Annotated in this window: 15 protein-coding genes; 8 read left to right on the forward strand and 7 right to left on the reverse strand. The window is 70.1% G+C overall.

All coding sequences use genetic code 11. The features are described 5' to 3' along the window. Positions 1 to 37: 37 nt before the first annotated feature. Positions 38 to 883 carry a M23 family metallopeptidase gene (locus QNO11_RS02825; protein WP_257509209.1) on the reverse strand — a complete coding sequence of 282 codons (846 nt, stop codon included), beginning with the start codon at positions 881 to 883 and terminating at the stop codon, positions 38 to 40. A gap of 222 nt (positions 884 to 1105) precedes the next feature. On the opposite strand from QNO11_RS02825, the gene QNO11_RS02830 reads away from it, so the two are divergent. From QNO11_RS02830 to QNO11_RS02840, 3 genes are all read left to right on the forward strand, one after another. Further along, positions 1106 to 1255 (forward strand): hypothetical protein, encoded by a 150-nt coding sequence (locus tag QNO11_RS02830; protein ID WP_257509210.1) that lies wholly within the window; start codon positions 1106 to 1108, stop codon positions 1253 to 1255. A 4-nt stretch (positions 1256 to 1259) separates the two neighbouring features. Further along, positions 1260 to 3635 (forward strand): phosphoketolase family protein, encoded by a 2376-nt coding sequence (locus QNO11_RS02835; RefSeq protein WP_257509211.1) that lies wholly within the window; start codon positions 1260 to 1262, stop codon positions 3633 to 3635. Between the two features lie 68 nt (positions 3636 to 3703). Next, positions 3704 to 4717 carry an aromatic acid exporter family protein gene (locus QNO11_RS02840; protein ID WP_257509212.1) on the forward strand — a complete coding sequence of 338 codons (1014 nt, stop codon included), beginning with the start codon at positions 3704 to 3706 and terminating at the stop codon, positions 4715 to 4717. Between the two features lie 71 nt (positions 4718 to 4788). Here the strand turns inward: QNO11_RS02840 and QNO11_RS02845 are convergent, their stop codons facing one another. Beyond that, positions 4789 to 4929: a hypothetical protein gene (locus tag QNO11_RS02845; protein WP_257509213.1), complete on the reverse strand. Its 141-nt coding sequence runs from the start codon at positions 4927 to 4929 to the stop codon at positions 4789 to 4791. Between the two features lie 115 nt (positions 4930 to 5044). Next, positions 5045 to 5803 (reverse strand): MBL fold metallo-hydrolase, encoded by a 759-nt coding sequence (locus tag QNO11_RS02850; protein WP_257509214.1) that lies wholly within the window; start codon positions 5801 to 5803, stop codon positions 5045 to 5047. Positions 5804 to 5958: 155 nt separating this feature from the next. Here QNO11_RS02850 and QNO11_RS02855 point away from each other — a divergent pair, with 155 nt between their 5' ends. Genes QNO11_RS02855 through QNO11_RS02870 form a run of 4 tightly spaced genes read left to right on the forward strand, consistent with a single transcriptional unit; the run spans position 5959 to position 8682 of the window. Further along, positions 5959 to 7023 carry an iron-containing redox enzyme family protein gene (locus QNO11_RS02855; protein ID WP_257509215.1) on the forward strand — a complete coding sequence of 355 codons (1065 nt, stop codon included), beginning with the start codon at positions 5959 to 5961 and terminating at the stop codon, positions 7021 to 7023. Beyond that, entirely contained in the window at positions 7010 to 7972 is a 963-nt protein-coding gene (locus tag QNO11_RS02860) for a glycosyltransferase family 2 protein (RefSeq protein WP_257509216.1), read from the forward strand. The genes QNO11_RS02855 and QNO11_RS02860 overlap by 14 nt, the downstream gene beginning before the upstream one ends. Continuing rightward, a complete protein-coding gene (locus tag QNO11_RS02865; protein ID WP_257509217.1) occupies positions 7969 to 8196 on the forward strand; it encodes a CDGSH iron-sulfur domain-containing protein in 228 nt (75 codons plus the stop codon). Before QNO11_RS02860 ends, QNO11_RS02865 begins: the two co-directional genes overlap by 4 nt. A gap of 48 nt (positions 8197 to 8244) precedes the next feature. Next, positions 8245 to 8682 (forward strand): HIRAN domain-containing protein, encoded by a 438-nt coding sequence (locus QNO11_RS02870; protein ID WP_257509218.1) that lies wholly within the window; start codon positions 8245 to 8247, stop codon positions 8680 to 8682. Positions 8683 to 8783: 101 nt separating this feature from the next. Here QNO11_RS02870 and QNO11_RS02875 read toward each other — a convergent pair whose 3' ends face one another. The 3 genes from QNO11_RS02875 to QNO11_RS02885 all read right to left on the reverse strand — a co-directional run bounded on the left by QNO11_RS02875 (position 8784) and on the right by QNO11_RS02885 (position 12199). Then, positions 8784 to 10310, reverse strand: a complete 1527-nt coding sequence (locus tag QNO11_RS02875) for an MFS transporter (RefSeq protein WP_257509228.1) — start codon at positions 10308 to 10310, stop codon at positions 8784 to 8786. A gap of 70 nt (positions 10311 to 10380) precedes the next feature. After that, positions 10381 to 11808 carry a DUF2252 domain-containing protein gene (locus QNO11_RS02880; protein ID WP_285169666.1) on the reverse strand — a complete coding sequence of 476 codons (1428 nt, stop codon included), beginning with the start codon at positions 11806 to 11808 and terminating at the stop codon, positions 10381 to 10383. 7 nt (positions 11809 to 11815) lie between these two features. Then, positions 11816 to 12199 (reverse strand): SHOCT domain-containing protein, encoded by a 384-nt coding sequence (locus tag QNO11_RS02885; RefSeq protein ID WP_257509229.1) that lies wholly within the window; start codon positions 12197 to 12199, stop codon positions 11816 to 11818. Positions 12200 to 12430: 231 nt separating this feature from the next. Here QNO11_RS02885 and QNO11_RS02890 point away from each other — a divergent pair, with 231 nt between their 5' ends. Then, positions 12431 to 13783, forward strand: a complete 1353-nt coding sequence (locus QNO11_RS02890) for an HNH endonuclease signature motif containing protein (protein ID WP_257509230.1) — start codon at positions 12431 to 12433, stop codon at positions 13781 to 13783. Here the strand turns inward: QNO11_RS02890 and QNO11_RS02895 are convergent, their stop codons facing one another. Further along, a complete protein-coding gene (locus tag QNO11_RS02895; protein ID WP_257509231.1) occupies positions 13784 to 15046 on the reverse strand; it encodes an MFS transporter in 1263 nt (420 codons plus the stop codon). Positions 15047 to 15053: the final 7 nt, after the last annotated feature.

Below are 15053 nucleotides of genomic sequence, written 5' to 3' on the forward strand. Positions count from 1 at the left end.
CCGCCGACGGTGCAACGACCGTCGGCGGCATGCTCGGCTAGGCGCCGTTGGCGACCAGCCAGCTCTCGCCGTTGACGTACCCGTTGTTGACCTGGACTTCGAGGTGCAGGTGCGCCCCGAAGGCGCGGCCGGTGGAACCGACCTGACCGATGACCTGGCCGGCGGCGACGCGGTCGCCCACCTGCACGGTGCGGGTGCCGTAGGTCATGTGGGCGTAGAGGCTCGTGACACTGGTGCCGTTGATGTTGTGGGCGACCTTGACGTAGACGCCCCAACCCGGTCCGCTCTCGGACGACTCGATGACGACGCCGTCCGCGATGGACGAGATGGGGGTGCCGGCACCGACCATGTAGTCCACGCCCTTGTGGCCGGCATACGGTGTGCCGAAGTTGTTGAAGTACGGCAGCGGCCGCACCACGCCACCGCCCACCGGCAGTGCCGAGGCGACGGAGGAGAGCTGGCCGTTCGTGATCGCGGCAGCCAGGCGTGCGCGCTCCTGCTCGGCCCTGGCTGCCTCGATGCTGGCGAGCTCCTCCGGCGTCGTGGCCGCGTAGGACGCGCGGTTCAGGGTGATGCCATCGGTCGCCGAGGCGACGACGAGCGACTGCACCTGTGCGGCGGGCGCCTCCGCCGCGACAGCCGCGGGCGTCTGAGCCGCACCCGCCGCGGCGGGCTGGGCCGCGGTCGGCTGGGCCGCGGTCGAACCCTCGACCGGGGTCAGTGCCATGGCGGGCAGCGCGGAGGTGCCGGCGAGGCTGACGACCACGGCGATCGCGAAGGCGCCTCGCGCGTTGTGCCTCGGATTGTCCGGACGCACCGCCGTTCGGGCGGTCAGTCGGGCGAAGCGGCGCGAAGGCGTGGCAGGGGTGGGGTGCTGAGTCAAAGGTTCCTCTGGGCTCGATGAGCCCTCGGGTCGGCGCCGTCGGGTCGGCGGGTTTTGTGTCGCTGCCGGTTCGCTGGCTGCGACGTCGTTGGTAACGATCCTGTCACGGTCAACCTGGACGGAGCCTCCACGCGTGCACGCATAGTCGCGCCACCGCCCATCGTCAACCGGGTGCGCATCATCGCCCGGGAACCGAAGCTGGGTCCAGAGAAGGGAGCACCGATGAGCAGCAACGTGCCCGATGACGAGCGTCCGATCGACCCCGAGGCCGATCTTCCGCCGGAGCCGGTCCAAGACGATGACCGTCTCGTCCCGCTCGATGACGAAGGGAACGTGATCGAGGGTCGCTCCGCGAGCCCCGACGACGAGTAACGGTATGGGCATCGACACCCTCAGGATCGACGACGACACCGCCGCCGGGCTGGACCTGTGGTGGCGGGCGGCGAACTACCTCTCGGTCGGCCAGATCTACCTGCTGGACAACCCGTTGCTGCGCGAGCAGCTGACCCCCGAACACGTCAAACCGCGCCTGCTCGGACACTTCGGCACCGCGCCCGGGCTCAACCTGATCTACGCCCACCTGAACCGCGCGATCATCGACCGCGCCCTCGATGTGGTCTACATCGCCGGCCCCGGCCACGGCGGGCCCGCGATGGTCGCCAATGCGTGGCTGGATGGCACCTACAGCGAACTCTTCCCCGCCGTCGCACGTGACGAGCAGGGTCTGGCCGCGCTCATGCGCCAGTTCTCCTTCCCTGGCGGCATCCCGAGTCACGCCGCCCCCGAGACGCCCGGGTCGATGCACGAGGGCGGGGAGCTCGGCTACTCGCTCAGCCACGCCTACGGCGCCGCGTTCGACAACCCCGGCCTGACGGTGGCGTGCGTCATCGGCGACGGCGAGGCCGAGACCGGGGCGCTTGCCACTGCGTGGCACGGCAACAAGTTCCTCAACCCGGTGACCGACGGCACGGTGCTGCCGATCCTGCATCTGAACGGCTGGAAGATCGCCAACCCCACGGTGCTCGCGCGCATCCCGCAGGACGAGCTGCTCTCGCTGCTGCGCGGCTACGGGCACGACCCCCTGCTGGCGAGCTTCGCCGTCGACGACGACCCGCTCGAGGTGCACCGCACGTTCGCCGCCGTCGTCGACGAAGCCCTCGACCGCATCGACCGCATCCGCGCCGCCGCTCGCGCCGGAGACCTGCGGCGCCCTCGTTGGCCGATGATCGTCCTGCGCTCACCCAAGGGGTGGACCGGACCGGCGGTCGTTGACGGCGAGCCCGTCGAAGGCACGTGGCGCTCCCACCAGGTGCCGGTATCGGGGGCGCGCGAGAACGAGGCGCACCTGCAGGTGCTGGCGCAGTGGCTGCGGTCGTACCGCCCGGAGGAGCTGTTCGGCCCGACGGGGGAGCCGCGCGCGGAGATCACCGCCCTGGCTCCGCCGCCGCAGCGCCGCATGAGCGCGTCACGGCACGTGCACAACGGCGTGGTGCGGCCGCTGGATCTCCCCGACTTCCGCTCGTTCCAGGTGCCGGTCACCCAGCACGGCGGCGCGGACGAGGAGAGCACCGCCGTGCTCGGCCGCTTCTTCGCGGAGGTCATGCGTCGCAATCCCGAGGACTTCCGCCTCTTCGGTCCCGACGAGATCGCCTCCAACCGGCTGGCCCCCGCCGTGTACGACGTCACCGCCAAGCAGTGGATGGCCGCGACCGAGGACGTCGACCGTGACCTCGCCCCCGCCGGCCGGGCGATGGAGGTGCTCAGCGAGCACCAGTGCCAGGGGTGGCTCGAGGGCTACCTGCTCACCGGCCGGCACGGTGTCTTCACCTCCTACGAGGCGTTCGTGCACGTGGTCGATTCGATGTTCAACCAGCATGCCAAGTGGCTCCAGTCCAGTGCCGGCATCCCGTGGCGCTCGCCGATTGCGAGCCTGAACTACCTGCTTTCCAGCCACGTCTGGAGACAGGATCACAACGGGTTCTCCCACCAGGACCCCGGGTTCCTGGACGTCGTGATGAACAAGAGCCCCGACGTGGTACGGGTGTACCTGCCATTCGATGCGAACACGCTGCTGGCCACCTACGACCGCTGCCTGCGCTCGCGGGATCTCGTCAACGTCGTGGTCGCCGGCAAACAGCCCGAACCGCAGTGGCTGGCAATGGACGACGCCATCGCCCATGTGGAACGAGGCGCCGGTGTCCTGGAGTGGGCCGGCAGCGAGACCGCGGGCCAGAGCGTCGACGTCGTGCTCGCCTGCGCGGGCGACGTGCCGACGATCGAGACGATCGCGGCGGCGTCGCTGCTGCGCGAGCACATCCCCGACCTGCGGGTGCGCGTGGTCAACGTGGTGGATCTCGGCCGGCTCCAGCCCGATACGGTGCATCCGCACGGCATGACCGACGACGACTTCGACGCGCTGTTCACCGCCGACCGCCCCATCGTCTTCGCCTTCCACGGGTACCCGTGGCTCGTGCACCGGCTGACCTACCGGCGCCGGGGGCACGACAACCTGCATGTGCGCGGGTTCCTCGAGCGGGGCACCACCACGACGCCCTTCGACATGCTGATGATGAACGACCTCGATCGGTACCACCTGGTGATGGACGTCATCGACCGCGTGCCGGGACTGGCCGATCGCTGCGGCGACGTGCGGCAGCGGATGCAGGACCTGCGGGATGCCGCGCGCAGCCACACCCGCGAGACCGGCGAGGACGTCGCCTGGGTGCGGGACTGGCGCTGGTCGCCGCAGTGAGCCGGCCGCGCTCCTCCGGCCGCCGCGCGTCGCTGGCATCCTCCGTCCGATCCGCCGGTGGCGAAGTCATGGCACTGTCGCGCCTCGTGCTGGCAGCCAAGACCGCCGTCGCCGCGGCGGTGGCCTGGTATCTCGCGCCCTTCGTGCCGTTCGCCGACGCGGACTACTCCTACTACGCGCCGATGGGTGTGCTGGTGAGCATGTACCCGACCGTCGCCGACTCGGCCCGTGCCGGGCTGCAGGCGCTCGTCGGACTTGCCATCGGCATCGTGCTGGGCTTCGGCGGGCTGGCCGTGGTCGGTGCGGGTGCGCCGGGGGTCGTCGCCATCGCGATCGTCGTCGGTGTCGGCGTCGCGCTGGGCGGCATCCGGCGGCTGGGCGTCGGGCGCGACTGGATCGCCCTGGCCGGATTGTTCGTGCTGGTGCTCGGCGGCTCGAACGCCGACGCGTTCTCGACCTCGTACCTGGTCACCATGGCGTTCGGCGTGGCGGTCGGGATCACCGCCAACTACCTTCTGGTGCCGCCGCTGTATCTGCGCGAAGCGGGGGCGCAGCTGGCGACACTGCGCGAGCGGATCGCCGACACCCTCGATCAGATGGCGGCGGGGGTGGATGCCGGCGTTCTGAAGGACGACGACCTCGTGGCCGCCGCGGAGAACCTCGCGGCCCTGGCCGAGGTGGCGGCGGAGGGCGTGCAGCAGGCGAGCCGCAGCGGACGCGGAAACCCCCGAGGGCGGCGGCGGGCCGCGGAGCAGGCTCAGCTCGAGCGGGGCTGGCGGGCCCTGCAGCGCTCGGTGCTGCTGGCGCGCGAACTGGCGGACATCCTCATCCAGCATCCGGAGGTGTACGGCCAGCCGCGCAGCGACGACGGCGTGCTGTCCGCCGCACTGCGCGCCGTCGGCACGGCCATCTCGACCGTCGCCACGGGGGAGAACGCGGCTGCGCACCTGGCCGTCGCGACGGATGCGATCGACCGGTACGTCAGGGTCGGCGCCGACCCCGATGCCCCGCAGCCGAGCCCGGCGGTCACGGTCTCGGTCTGTCTGGGGCGCCTGGTACAGCTCGCGCGATCGCTGCTGTGAGGCGGCGCGAGAAGGAGCGGGTCACTCGCCGGTGCGGCCGACGGTGAAGCGCCGACCGCACCGTGACGAGCTCAGACGGAGTCGTCCGCCTGCGGGTCGGGGTCGTCCCCTTCGGCCTGCGAGGGGTGCCCGATCGCGTCGTCCGTGCCCTCCGAGGGGCGGTCCGGGTCGTCGCCTTCGGCCTGACTGGGCCGCGAGATGTCACTGTCCATGCTTCTCCTCCTTCGTGCTCGAGGTCTTCTCCCTCGACGCTAACGATCCGCAGCGCACGAGGCGAAGGGATTGACGCGCGGCAGACGCCGGGGTACCGCCCGGTCGGCCCGCGGCTCATGCCGTGCCCTCGCGCGCGGCGAGGGTGACCGCGGCGCGGATGCCCTCGGTCCAGGGCTCGCCATGTCCGGGGAGCACTGTGTTCGCGCCGGTCCCGGCGAGGGCTGTCAGGGCCGTGAGTGCCGAGTCCGGATCGGCCGTGGCCGCGTTGGCGACGATTCTGGGACCCGATGCGCCGGTGTAGGGGTCGAGCGTCACCAGCGCGTCGCCGGAGAGGAGGACGCCGGAGGCGGGCAGCAAGAACGCGCAGTGCCCGTCGGTGTGCCCGGGGGTGAAGACCGGCACCGGGGTGCCGGGGACATCCAGTGCACGCCCCGGCACGACGGTGCCCTCAGCCTCGACGCCCTTCACCGTGAGGGCGCCGGCTGCCGTCATGCGGGCGAGGATCGGGATGGCACGCGGATGCCGCAGCGGATACACCCAGCGGGGTGCCGCATGCCGGTACCGATACGGATGCCGCGCGAGGCGCCGGTCGCCCTCGTGCACGAAGTGCCGCACGGCGTGATCCTCCGCCAGCTGTCGCGACATGCCGACGTGGTCGAAGTGGCCGTGGGTCAGCAGCACGGCGTCGATGTCCGACGGCGTGGCATCCAGCGTCCGCAACAAGGAGACGAGATCCCGCCACATGCCGGGGAGCCCCGTGTCGACGAGAGTGAGGCCGTCGGCGCCGGCCAGCAGGTAGCAGTTCACCTGCGCGCGGGACAGCCGGTGCGCGCCGGGCGCGCATTCCTGCCAGGGCGTCGTGGGTGCGGTCATGTGGTCAGCCTGTGGGTCGCACCGCGCGCAGAGGAGGGTATTGCCGGGCGGTGCGGTGCGGTGATAGCGATCCAGCGCTGGCCCGTCAAGTCCGTGCAGGCGCCGGTTCTTCTTGGGACCCTTGAGCGGTCACATCTGCACAGACAGGACCCACCATGACGCTCTACGCGCCCGCCGAGACCCACGCTCCGGTTCGACCCTCCGCCCGCGGCCCCCTCGGACGTGAGATCCTGGCGCTCCTCGAAGACGAGGCGCGCGACGCCTCGAGCGTCCGCACCCTCGCCGCACAGGCGGTGGCCGCCGCCGACGACATCGCCCGCGACGACGATGTGCAGCTGAGCCTGTTCCTGCTGTACGCCCTGCATTACGGGTCGCTGGCGGACCTCCCCACGTCGCGTGAATGGGACGTCGACCTGCTCGCCGCGCGGCAGGTGCTGGAGGCCGCCTTCGAAGCCCAACTGCGCAGCGAGATCACCGTGCCCGCTGCCCCCGACCCCACGGCCGACGCCGTGGCTCGGCTGCTCTTCTCCTTCACCGCTCCCACGCCGGGCCCGAGCCTGGCGCGGTACGTCGCCAAGACGGCATCCGCTGAGCAGTTGCGGGAGTTCCTGATGCACCGCAGCGTCTACACGCTGCGCGAAGCCGACCCGCACTCGTGGGCGATTCCGCGGCTGACCGGCCGGGCGAAGGCCGCGCTCATGGAGATCCAGTTCGACGAGTACGGCAGCGGTGACGCGGGCCGGGCCCACGCCGGGATCTTCGCCCAGACCATGCGCGGCGCGGGGCTCGACGACACCTACGGCGTCTACGTCGACGCGGTGCCGGCGGTGACCCTCGCCTCGCTCAACATGATGTCGATGTTCGGGCTCAACCGCCGACTGCGCGGCGCGATCGTCGGCCATCTTGCGGCGTTCGAGATGACCTCGTCGATCCCGAACAAGCACTACGGCGACGGCTTCCGCCGCAACGGCTTCGACACCGATGTCACCTGGTACTTCGACGAGCACGTCGAAGCGGATGCCGTGCACGAGCAGATCGCCGGGCGCGACATGGCCGGGGCGCTCGCCGAGGACGAGCCCGAGCTGCTCGGCGACATTCTCTTCGGCGCCGCAGCGTGCCTGGCCGTGGACGGCTGGGCGGGCGATCACATCCTTCAGGCGTGGCAGCAGGACCGCAGCGCCGTTCGGGAGGGCTGGGAACAGCACCGTGTCGCATCCTGAGCATGACCGCCTCGACGGGGAGTACGTGCTGCCGCTGCGCTGGGACGACGACGCCGGCCTGGGGGAACTGACCGACTACCTCGCGCGGTTGCGGCGCTGGGTGGACGTGACGGTCGTGGACGGGTCGGCCCCGCCACTGTTCGAGGGGCACCACGTGACCTGGCCGTTCGTACGGCACATCCCGCCCGCAGTGGCGGGACGCAACGGCAAGGCCAGGGGAGCGGTGACCGGCATCCGGTGCTCCCGCCACGAGAAGATCGTCATCGCCGACGACGATGTGCGGTACGGCCGGCAGCAGCTGACGACGGTGCTCGACCGGCTGGATGCCGCTGATGCGGTGCGGCCGCAGAACGTGTTCGTCCCGGCGCCGTGGCACGCCCGGTGGGACACCGGCCGGAGCCTGCTCAACCGGGGCCTCGGCGGGGACTTCTCCGGCACGGTGGCGGTGCGCCGCGGGGCGCTGCCGGAGGCGGGCTACGACACCGACGTGCTGTTCGAGAACCTCGAACTGGAGCGCACGGTCCGCGCGCACGGCGGCCGGGTGGATGTGGCATCCGACGTGTATGTCGCCCGCCGCCCGCCCGAGCTGGCGAAGTTCTTCGAGCAGCGCGTGCGTCAGGCGTATGACGATCTCGCGCAGCCGGGGCGCTTGGCGCGCGAGCTGGCGCTGCTGCCGCTCATGGTGGCGTTGCTGCGCGCACGGAACGTGTGGGGGCTGGCCGTGCTGGCCGCGGTCGTCGTCGCTGTCGCGGCGATCGGGCGTGCCCGCGCGGGCGGGCGACGGCACTTCCGTGCGACGGACTGCCTGTGGGCGGTGCCGTGGGCGATGGAGCGCGCCGTCACCGTCTGGATCGCGGTGGCGCTGCGCCTGCGCGGCGGCGTGCGCTACCGCGACGGACGCATTCTTCGCGCGGCGACGCCGTTGCGCACGCTCAGGAGGGCGACATGACCGAGAACGAGACCACCATCACCGCCTACCCGGACGGTCCACTGATCGTGCGAGGCACCGGGGTCACCTACCGCAACGAAGCGGGCGAGGAGATCCGCCAACCCCGGCGCACCGCGGCGCTGTGCCGCTGCGGAGTGTCGGCGATCAAGCCGTGGTGCGACGGCACCCACAAGCTCGTCGGCTTCACCACGACCCCGGTGCTCCCCGCCGACGCGAACCCCTGAGGCGCGGCGGGCCGGTGGTTTCCCAGGGGTGTTCGATACGCTCCTCGAATGCCTCTCTGGTGGGAACACTTGCGTAATCTGCTGTCTCTGCGCGCCCACGAGCATGCCACCCTGCCGGACCTCCGCGGACTGGAAACGGTCCGGGCGCGCGTCGAGGGCACGCACTATCTGGCGCACGACCGGGAGCGCTCGCACGACGGCGATCGCATGTATGTGCTGCGCCGGGAGCCGCGCAACAAGCGGGACATGTCCGCGATCGCGGTCTACGCGCGGGGTCGGGCGGTCGGCTACGTTTCCGCCACGCGGGCCGCAGCGATCGCGCCCCTGCTGGACCGGCTCGGCGGCGCCGCTGTGATCAACGGGCTGGGTTCGGAATCGGGCAGCAGCCGACTGTGGGTGGACCTGCCGGAGGAAGAGGCGTTGCTCGGCTTCGTTCGCTCGTACGAGGGCGACGCGATCAGCGACGCAGCAGCACCTCCTCGCTGAAGCGTTCGAGCTTGGCGGGGTTCGCGATCGCGGAGGCCCGCGTGATCCGTCCGTCCTACGACATGAAGACACCGCCCGGCGTCCGCGTGTGACATCCGTTTTCAGTCGAGCAGGGAGTGCCCCCCGGATCCGGCGGATACCGGGTCGGCGAGTCGTCGCATCCGGAAGGCGTTGATGACGCCGACGACGGCGGTGAGGATAGGGATGAGCAGGGCGATCTGCAGCGCGATCGGGCGTGCCTCGGTGTTGATGCGGATCACCTCCTCCTGGATCGGTTCCGGCTGGTCGACCAGGAGCCCGGCGAGCAGGTCATTGGACATGAACTCGGCATCCTCCTGAAGGACCTGCGCGACCTGCTGCTTCTCCTCGCCGGGGAGGACGGTGCTCGCGTTGGACATCCCGGTGAAGACGTAGGCGAGGGATGCGAGCATGATCGCGCCCGCGAAGGCCAGGCCGAACGACAGACCGAATGACCCCGCGGCGGAGTTGACGCCGGCGGCTTCGCTGACGCGTTCGTCGGTGATCGGGGAGAGGGTGTAGTTGTTCAGCTGCGACACCAGCAGCCCCAGCCCGCAGCCGCAGACCAGGAGCGGGACCAGCAGCAGCCAGCCGCTGGTCGCGCGCGGCACGACGGGAATGAGGGCGAGCAGGCCCACCAGCAGCAGCAGGAACCCCCACAGCACCAGGTTCGCGGGGCGGATGGGCCGCTGCATCTTGCCGGCGATCATGGCGACGGCGAACATGCTCAGCGACAGCGGTGCGATCGACAGCCCGGCCTGCAGCGCGTTGTAGCCGAGCACCATCTGCAGGTAGATGGGGAGGACGATCATCGAGCCGCCGAGGGCGATCTGCTGCAGCATCTGCTGCGTGACGCCGATGCGGAACGGCTTCGAGCGGAACAGGTCGGGATCCAGCAGCATCGCATTGCCCTGGCGCTGACGGCGAACGAGCCAGTAGGCGAGGCTCCCGAGGCCGAGGAGGCCGACGGCGATGATCGCGAGCACCGGACCTTCGCCCTCCTGCCACACCAGGATGCCGATCACGACTCCGCCCATGCCGACCACCGACAGGATCGAGCCCACTGCGTCGATCTTTCGGGACCCGGTGTACGGCACATCGTGGACGAGCTTGATGCCCGTCAGCACGACCCCGATCACGAGAGCTTCGAGCAGGAAGGCGATGCGCCAGGACCAGAACGTGGTGATGAAGCCGCCGATCAGCGGCCCCACCGCAGCGGCGATCGCCGCCGAACCTCCCACCAGCGCGTAGACCCGCTTCTGTGCGGCGCCCTCGAAGTTGCCGTGGATGAGGGACTGCATCGACGGCAGCAGAAGGGAGGCACCCAAACCGCCGACGACGGCCCAGAAGACGATGATCGGCAGCAGCGTCTGGGCGAGGGTCATCGCGATCGCGCCGGCGGCGTAGCAGAGCAGCCCGATCACGTACGCGCGTTTGCGCCCGATGAGGTCGCCCGTCTTGCTGCCGATGAGGATGAACGCCGCGGACACGAGCGCTTCCAGCGCGATGGCCGACTGGACGCCGCTGACGGTGGTGCCGATGTCCGCCACCACTGCCGAGATCGACACGTTCATGATCGAGGTGTCGACCACCAGGACGAACATCGCCATCGCGAGCAGCACCGCCAGCTTGCCGTTGAACGCCACCTCGCTCTTCGCGTCCTTGTTCACCGCGGCCCCCTCACTGAGGCGAGGCGCCCAGCAGCCCCGTGTCGAGCGCGTCGACGAACGCGCGATAGTCGGCCTCGTTCTGGTCGGCATACGCCTCGGCGAAGTCGGCGATCGCCTCATCGAACACCCGCGAGTCGCCGAGATAGGCCGCGATCTGCACCCGATCCCCGGATCTGGCGTGCGCCCTCGCGAGGGCACTTCCGCAGACCTGCGCGTAGAGCATCGCGCCCCGCGGCACCATCACCTCCGGGTCGAGCGACCCCTTCCAGTCCTGAAGCTGACGGATGTAGTAGTCCCGCTCGAGCCCGCCATCGCCGGCGAAGCCCGGCTGCCAGCCCAGAAAGATGTCGCTCGAGGCCTGCATCATCCGCTGGCCGCGGACGACGCGCTCGCCGTGACTGGGGAATTCGCTGGGGCCGAGGAATCGTTCGAGCACGGATGCCTGCGCCTGTTTGGCCTGCAGGAACAGCGGATCGGAATCATCGCGACCGGTCAGCAGCAGGATCCACGCCCGGGTGCCGACGCTGCCGACGCCGACGACCTTGCGGGCCATGTGGACGTAGACGTATTCCGACAGTGGATGCCGGTCCACCAGCAGCGTCCGCTGGTAGGCCGCGAGCACTTCCTGCATCCGCGCTTCGGTGTCCGCCGCACTCAATCGGCCGCCGACGATGTCCTCGACCGGCACGATCAGCGGCGGGTCTGCGACGATCCGCATCCGTCCGCCCTCGGTGGAGACGAGCTTGGCGAACGCGCGCATGCGGTCGCGGCCGCGGGCCTTCGCCACGATGGATTCGAAGCCCTTCATCTGGCGTTTCTTCGCCCGCTCGGCCTCCAGTTCGTCGCGGAGCCAGGCCTGCACGCGCTCGGCGTCGAGGGTGTCGTACCAGGCATCCAAGACCGATGCGCGCGCGGACGTCGCCATCTGCTCGCGGTAGCCCGCCACCGCGGCATACAGCGTCGCCCGGCGTTCGGAATCGCTGAAACCGCGATGCCGGCCGGCGATCTCGAAGCTCGTCACCAGCCGCTTCACGTCCCACTCGAAGGGGCCCGGCAGCGTCTCGTCGAAGTCGTTGATGTCGAAGACCAGCCGGCGCTCCGCCGAACCGAACAATCCGAAGTTCGACAGGTGGGCATCGCCGCAGAGCTGAACGGTCAGCCCGCTGTTGTCGGTGGTGGCCAGGTCCGACGCCATCAGCAGGGCGCCGCCGCGATAGAACGCGAACGGCGAGGCCCTCATGCGCTCGTAACGCACGGGTACGAGTTCGGGGACCCGGGATTCGGCCTGCTCTTCGAGCAGCGACAGTGGGTTCACCCGGTTCTCCAGCGCGTGCCACTGCCGGTGACTGCTCCGAGGGGACCGGGCGCGCGCGGCACGACCGGCCTCGTGCCGCGCGACGAATCCGGAGCCATATCCCACCGGGCTGGGGGTGCTCATGGGGACCTCAGGACACGCTCAGCGCGCGGGACTTGAGGGAGTCGAACTCGGCCTGCGAGATCGCGCCAGAGTCGAGGAGGGTCTTCGCCGATTGGATCTCTGCGGCCGGTGAGCCGCCCGTGGTATCCCGGATGTAGGCGTCGGCATCCGTTCGGCTGTCGTAACCCTGCACTCCGCTGCGGCGCTCTCCCATGCGGTGTCCTCTCGCGATGATGTAGACCAGTGCGCCCAGGAGTGGCACGAACACCAGGAAGATGACCCACAGTGCTTTCGCGCCGCCGCCCAGCTCGGGGTCGCGGAACACGTCGACGATGATCGTGATGACGATCCAGACGCAGGAGATCCAGATGTAGAACCAGAACGCCCCTGCCAAGAAGTCCCACACGCCCATGGTGACCGGTCCTTTGTCGTTTGTTCGTTGTTTCCCCTGACCCCGAACGCTACGACGCGCGTGGCCCGGCCACATCACCCACACAAGGTGACGCGCAGGCCGAACCCGCGCGGCGCGTAACTCAGGTGGCGTTTCCTCCCCAGCCGGGGATCCGCGGAGTTATCCACAACCCCAGGTCAGGCATTGTTTCGGGGCCCTTCAATGTCGGAGGGGGTCGGCAGGATTGGGGGTATGAACACCTCCCCGACCACCACCGCCGCACGGACGGCCGTGCTGTCGCATGAGCAGGTGATCTCCGGGCTGGAGGAGGTGCGGCGGCGTCGGGCGGCGGTGGATGCTGATGAGGTGTGGTTCCTGTCGCAGGCAGAGGCTGTTGCGCAGGCGCAGACCGCCCGCATCCCGACCAGTGAGGGTCGGGAGCGGGAGATGCCGTTGCGGGGAATGGCCGCGGAAGTCGGCGCGGTGCTGCGCCGCTCCGATCACGGCATGCGCGACCGGATGCACGACGCGACCGTGCTCGTGGATGAGTTCCCCGCGACGTTCAGGGCGCTGCGGGAGGATCGCATCGACCGGGTTCATGTCCGGCTCATCCAGGACGCCGGCGCCAGGATCACCGACCCCGACGCCCGCGCCCGGTTCGAACAGGCGGCGCTCGTCGTGGCGGAGCAGGACACTCCGGGACGGGCGAAGCCACTCGTGCTGATGCTGGCGCAGCGACTGAACCCGGTGCCGCTGGAAGAGCGGCACAAGGAGGCCGCGGCCGGCCGGCGAGTGTGGGTGCGGGACCTGGACGACGGGATGGCCGAACTCGCCGCGATCCTGCCGGCGGAGTTGGTCTACGCGATGCGGGACCGGCTGAACCAGCACGCCCGCCAGATCGCGGACGCGCATCGTGCCGCTGCCAAAGCCGCTGCCGCGGCGGAGGCCGAGGCCGAAGCCACCGCGGCAGAGATCCTCGCAACCGATACCCGCACGATGGATCAGATCCGCGCGGACGTGCTCGCCGACCTGCTGCTCACCGGGCACGCCACCGCACCCGAGGCGACCGGAGCGATCCCGGAGGGCACGGCGATCGTCGCGCAGGTGCAGGTCGTGATCCCCGCCCACACGCTCATCGGCATCGGCGACGAGCCCGCCGAGCTGGTCGGATACGGGCCCATCAGCCCCGACACCGCCAGGCGCCTCGCCGCGACCGCCGAGGTGTGGGAACGGCTGTTCACCTCACCCACCACGGGCGCGGTGCAGCAGGTGCTCACCTACCGGCCGACCCGGGAGATGCGCAGACACCTCGACGCGAGGGACGAGCACTGCCGGTTCCTGGGGTGTCGAAGACCGGCCCGCCAGTGCGACCTCGACCACACCCACGATGCTGCGCTGGGTGGGCCGACCTGCCTCACGAATCTCGCGAACCTGTGCCCCGGGCGACATCACCCGGTCAAGCACGGCACCGCGTGGAGCGTGGTGCAGAAAGCCGATGGCATCCTGGAATGGACCAGCCCCACCGGCCGGGTCTACACCGACATCCCCCGCCGGGTGCTGGAGTTCATGGCCCTGGCCGCCATCGAAGAACCCGCACCGTTCTAGTCAGCGCTCGCTCCGCGGTTCGGCGGAGTCGATCGCCGGGGGAGCGGCGGCGATGTGCGAGATCGAGCGCCACACCAGCAGCAGGGTGACCGCCGACCCCGCGAAGGCGAACCACCATGGGGCGGTCAATCCCCATGCCTGAGCGATGAGCCCGCCGAGCAGTTGCCCGATCACCAACCCTCCGAAGACGCCGACCATGTTCACCGAGGCGATGCGCCCCTGCAGATGCAGGGGCACCAGGCGCTGCCGCACGGTGGTGGAGATCGTGCCCCAGACGAAGGCGTAGGCGCCGAACCCGAACATGAGGCCGAAGGCGACGGCGGGCACGGTCGTGAGTGCGAAGGCGAGGTGCATGAGCACCTCGAGCGAGAGGCACACCCGCATGAGCGTCGCGAACGACACGTGGCGTTCGAGCCACCCGAAGCACGCCGTGCCCACCAGGCCGCCGAGGGCGGATGCCGTCGTCAGCGCACCGAACCCGAGGGCACCCATGTCGAGGTATTCGGTCGCATAGAGCACGAGGATGCTCCAGGGCGCGGCCCAGGTGACGTTGAAGACCAGGATGATGAGCACGAGCGTGCGCACCGGGGCGTTGCCGCGCAGCCACCGCAGGCCCTCCCGGATCGGATGCGGCTTCGCGCCCGTGGGCGCGGCATCCTTCGGCGGAATCGGGGTGTGCGCGATGCGTGAGATGAGGACCACGGCGAGGCTCACGCACAGGATCTGGATCGCGAACGGCCAGAAGGATCCGATGGCGAAGAGGAACGCGCCCAGCGGGGGACCGGCGAGCTGGTTGCCGACGAGATACCCGGCCTGCAGTCGCGCGTTTCCCAGACCCAGATCGGCCGGCCGCACCAGCATGGGCAGGAGCGTGCTGCCCGCCGTGTCGGCGAACACTTCTGCGGTGCCGTAGAGGAACGCGGCGGCCAGGACGATCCACACCGTGACCTGGCCGGTCGCGAGGAAGATCACGAGCCCGAGCACGATCACCGCGCGCGAACCGTTCGCGAGCATGACGAGGCGGCGTCGATCGTGGTGGTCCGCGATCGACCCTGCCAGCAGTCCGAACAGCAGCCACGGCAGGTACTGCATCATCGCGCCCGAAGCCACCAGAAGCGGTGACGAGGTCAGCGACGCGATCAGCAACGGTGACGCCGACAGCGCGATGCCGTCGCCGACGTTGCTCGTCCACGACGACCCCAGCAGCCAGCGGAAATCCTTGCCGAGTCGGCGGGGTGCGATCAGGTCGCCGAGCGAGCGCATTCCGCCA

The organism is Microbacterium sp. zg-B96, from assembly GCF_030246865.1.
Classification (GTDB): Bacteria; Actinomycetota; Actinomycetes; order Actinomycetales; family Microbacteriaceae; genus Microbacterium.